Here is a 5,018-nt window from a genome sequence, read left to right as displayed (position 1 = left end):
CGGCGAGATCGAGGCCGTACTGGCCGATCATCCCGGTATCCGTGAGGCCGTCGCCGTCGTCCGCGACGAGCAGCTCGTCGCCTACCTGGTGCCGGCGGCGGACGAGGTGCCGTCCGGGGCCGAACTCGTCGCCCTGTGCGGGCAGTCGATGCCCTCGTACATGGTGCCCGCGGCCTTCGTGACGCTGGACGCGATCCCGCTGACCGCCAACGGCAAGCTCGACCGGCGCGCCCTGCCCGCGCCCGACCGCACCGCCTACGCGGCGTCCCGCTACGTCGCCCCGCGCACCCCGCTGGAGGAGCGGATCGCCGCCGTGTGGCGGGACGTGCTCGGCGTGGACCGGGTCGGTGTGCACGACGGGTTCTTCGACCTGGGCGGCGACTCCATCCGCGCGGTCGCCCTCGTCGGGGCCCTGCGCGCCGAGAACCTGGACGTCTCCGTCACCGACGTCTTCGCCCGCCGTACCGTCGGCGACCTCGCCCACCTGCTGGCCGAGCGCGGCGACCTGACCGCGGCCCGGGGCCCGGTCGAGCCGTTCGCGCTGCTGTCCGCCGAGGACCGGGCCGCGCTGCCGGACGGCCTGAGCGACGCCTACCCCATGTCCCAGGTGCAGACCGGCATGGTGGTCGAGCTGCTCGACGGCGGCGACGCCTACCGCAGCTTCGTCGCCTACCGGGTGCGCGACCCCCACCCGTTCTCCGAGGAGGCCCTGCGCCGGGCCGCGCGGACCGTCGTCGGCCGGCACGAGCTGCTGCGGACCTCGTTCGACCTGCACTCCTACTCGGTGCCGATGCAGCTGGTGCACGCCGAGGCCGAGGTCCCGGTCACCGTCCACCACGTGCCCGGCGCGGCCGGGGACGAGCCGGACGACGAGCTGATGCGGCTGCTGCTGGCCGAGCGGAACGCCGAGATCGACCTCGGGAGCGCCCCGCTGCTGCGGGTCACCGCCTATGTCACCGCCGACGGCTGGTGGCTGTCGCTGTCCCGGCCGCACGCCATCACCGAGGGCTGGAGCCACAACTGGCTGCTGTCCGAACTCCTCGGCTGCTACCGCGCGCTGCGCGACGGCGGGGAACCGGCGCCCCACCGGGCACCGGACGTCCGCTACGCCGACTACATCGCGGCCGAGCTGGACTCCCTCGCCTCCGCCGAGGACGCGGCCTACTGGCAGGACATCGTCGACAGCCACCCGCCGCTCACCCTGCCCGACGGCTGGGAGCGCGCCGCGGAACCCGGCGAGGGCTACGACCTCGTACTGCCCCTCGCCGACCTGGAACCCGGTCTGCGCGAGGTGGCCACCCGGCTGCGGACCTCCGTCAAGAGCGTGCTGCTGGCCGCCCACGCCAAGGTGATGAGCCGGCTCACCGAGTCCCCGGCCTTCCAGCTGGGCCTGGTCGTCGACGCCCGCCCCGAGATGCTCGGCGCCGACCGGGTGTACGGCATGCACCTCAACACCGTGCCGTTCCCGGTGGACTGCTCCGCCCGCACCTGGCGGGAGCTGATCACCCGGGTCTTCGACCGGGAGGTCGAGCTGTGGCCGCACCGGCGCTACCCGTTCCCCGCCCTGCAGCGGTCCTGGCGCGGCGGACGGCTGGTGAGCGTCGCGTTCAACTACGTCGACCTGCCCCGCCTGGACGGGGAGGACGGCGACGGGACCCGCGCCGACGCCCGGCTCGGCACCAACCGCACGGAGTTCGACGTCACCGTGCACTGCCGGCCCGACCGGCTGAGCCTGTCCACCCGGACCGCCGTCCTCGGCCGGGCCGACGGTGAGCGGCTGCGCGCGATGTACCGCGCGGTGCTGGAGGCGATCGTCACCGACGTCGACGGCGACGCCCGTGCCGACTGCCTGCCGGACGACGAGCGCCGGCTGCTGCTGGAGACCCTCACCGACACCGCCCGCACCCCGGTCGACCTGCGGGTGCCCGAGGAGTTCCAGCGCCATGCCGCGCTCGCCCCGGACGCCGTGGCCGTCACCGCCGACGACCGGGTGGTGACGTACGGGGAGCTGAACGGCCGCGCCAATCGGCTCGCCCGCCACCTGCGCGGACTCGGGGTGGGACCGGAGACCCTGGTCGCCCTCTGCCTGGAACGCTCGCCCGAGCTGGTCCTCGCCGTGCTGGCGGTGCTCAAGGCCGGCGGCGCCTACCTGCCGCTCGACCCGGACGCGCCCGCCGACCGCCTGCGGTTCATGGTGGCGGACGCCGGTTCCCGCTTCCTGCTCACCGCCTCGGCCACGGCCGCCGCGGTGCCCGAGGCGGCGGGCGTGACCCGCGTCCTGGTCGACGCCCCGGACGCCTGGAGCACCCGGCCGGCCACCGACCCCGAGCCGCTCGCCGGCCAGGACGACCTGGCGTACGTCATCTACACCTCCGGCTCCACCGGCCGCCCCAAGGGGGCCATGGTGCGCCGCGACGGCATGGGCAACCACCTGCTGGCCAAGGTCGAGGACCTGGAGCTGGACGCCGGCGACAGCGTCGTGCAGAACGCCTCCCCGGCCTTCGACATCTCCGTGTGGCAGATGCTCGCCCCGCTGGTCGTCGGCGGCAGCGTGCGCACCGTCGACGGGGCGACGGCGCTCGACCCGAAGGAGCTGTTCGCCCGGGTCGCCGCCGAGGGCGTCACCGTCCTGGAGGTCGTGCCGTCGCTGCTGCGGACCGCGCTGGACTACTGGGACGCGGGGGCCGCGGCGCCCGCCCTGCCGCGGCTGCGCAGGCTGGTCGTCACCGGCGAGGCGCTCCCCGCCGAGCTGTGCGACCGCTGGCTCGCCCGCTACCCGGGCATCCCGCTGGTGAACGCCTACGGCCCCACCGAGTGCTCCGACGACGTCACCCACGCCGTGCTGTCCGGCACCGCCGACCTCGGCGCCCGGGTCCCGATCGGCCGGCCGGTGCGCAACACCCGGCTGTACGTGCTGGACGAGTGGCTGCGCCCGCTGCCCGTGGGCGTACCCGGCGAGCTGTACGTCGGCGGTGCCGGCGTGGGCCGCGGCTACCTCGGCCGGCCCGGGCTGACCGCGGAGCGCTTCGTGCCCGACCCGTACGGGCCGGCCGACGCCCGGCTGTACCGCACCGGCGACCTGGCCGCCTGGCGGGCCGACGGCAGCCTGGACTTCCTGGGACGCCTGGACGACCAGGTCAAGGTCCGCGGGCACCGGATCGAGCTGGGCGAGATCGAGGCCGCGCTGGGCGCCCACCCTGCGGTCCGGCAGGCCGTCGTGGTCGTCCACGAGGAGCGGCTCGTCGCCTACCTCACCACCCGCGACACCGAACGGCTCGCCCCCGAGGAGCTGCGCGACCGGCTCGCCCGCACGCTCCCGGAGTACATGCTGCCCGCCGCCTACGTCACGCTGGACACCATCCCGCTGACGCCCAACGGCAAGCTCGACCGGCGGGCGCTGCCCGCGCCCGACGACACCTCCTTCGCCCGCGGCGCCTACCTGGCCCCGCGCGACGCCGAGGAACAGCGGATGGCCGAGGCCTGGGCGCAGGCCCTGGGCGTGGCCCGGGTCGGTGTCCGCGACGGCTTCTTCGACCTGGGCGGCGACTCCATCCGGGCCGTCGCGCTCGTCGGCGCGCTGCGCGCCCAGGGGGTCGACCTCGCGGTGCGTGACGTCTTCGAGGCCCGCACCGTGGAACGGCTCGTCGAACTGGTCGCCGGGCGGGAGACGCTCACCGCGGAGGAGCGGGCGTTCGTCGCCCCGTTCGCGCTGATCTCCGCCGAGGACCGCGCCCGGCTGCCGGAGGACGTGACGGACGCCTACCCGGTGGGCCGCACCCAGCTCGGCATGCTGATCGAGACCACCGGCGGCAACCGCAACCCGTACCACATCGTCAACACGTTCCGGGTCGCCGACGACCGCCCGCTGGACCCGCGGGCCCTGCGCGCCGCCGCCCGGGTGCTCGCGGCACGGCACGAGATGCTGCGCACCTCCTTCCACCTCACGGGCTACTCGGTCCCGCTGCAACTGGTGCACGCCTCCGTCGAGATCCCGGTCGCCGTGCACAGCGTGCGCGGACTGGCCGAGGAGCAGCTGACCGCGGCCCGCTTCGAGCTCCAGGCCCGGCAGCGCGCCGCCACGTTCGAGATCGACCGGGCCCCGCTGATGCGGATCCTCGCCCACGAGGAGAGCGACGAGGCCTGGTGGGTCACGTTCACCCAGTCGCACGCGATCACCGAGGGCTGGAGCTACCACCAGCTGCTGGTGGAACTGCTCGACTGCTACCGGGCGTTCCGGGACGGCGGCGAACCGGAGCCGTACGCGATACCCGAGGTGCGCTTCGCCGACGCGGTCGCCGCCGAACTGGCCGCGCTGGACTCGGCGGACGACCGTGCCTACTGGCAGCGCGTCACCCACGGCCACGCGCCGGTGGCCCTGCCCCGCGACTGGGCCGGCACCACCGCCGAACCGGTCTACGAGGAGGTCCCCTTCGACGACCTCGGCGACCGGCTGCGGGAACTGGCCGCCACGGCCGGCGTCTCCTACAAGAGCGTGCTGGTCGCCGCGTTCATGAAGGTCATGGGCCAGCTCACCGACGAACCCGCCTACCACGCGGGCCTGGTGTGCGACACCCGGCCCGAGGCGGCGGGCGCCGAACGGGTGCTCGGCATGTACCTCAACACGCTGCCGTTCGCCGTCGACCGCAGCGCCCGCACCTGGCGGGAGCTGGTCGGGCAGGTCTTCGACCGCGAGGTCGAGCTGTGGCCGCACCGGCGCTACCCGATGCCCGCCGTGCAGCGCGACTGGGGCGGCGGCCGGCTGATCAACGCCTACTTCAACTACATCGACTTCCACCAGGTCGACACCGGCAAGGTCGCCACCGGCACGCGCATGACCAGCGCGGCCAACGAGTTCGACCTGACGGTCTTCAACCGCGGCGACCGCCTGTACGTCAACACCCGCGCCGACGTCGTCTCCAAGCCGCACGCCGAGCGGCTGGCGGGGATGTTCCGGGCGGTGCTGGAGGCGATGGCGGCGGATCCGGAGGGTGATGCGCGGGCGGTGTACCTGCCGGCGG

General features: G+C 74.6%; 1 protein-coding gene. It reads left to right on the top strand.

Annotated elements, in window-relative coordinates:
- On the top strand, positions 1–5,018 hold a 5,018-nt coding region (locus tag ABZ923_RS40925; protein WP_361483412.1), incomplete at both ends, for an amino acid adenylation domain-containing protein.

This window comes from Streptomyces sp. NPDC046881 (assembly GCF_040645015.1).
Taxonomy (GTDB): Bacteria; Actinomycetota; Actinomycetes; order Streptomycetales; family Streptomycetaceae; genus Streptomyces.
Note: the sequence above shows the minus strand (reverse complement) of the source record. Positions and strands in the feature narration are given on the sequence as shown.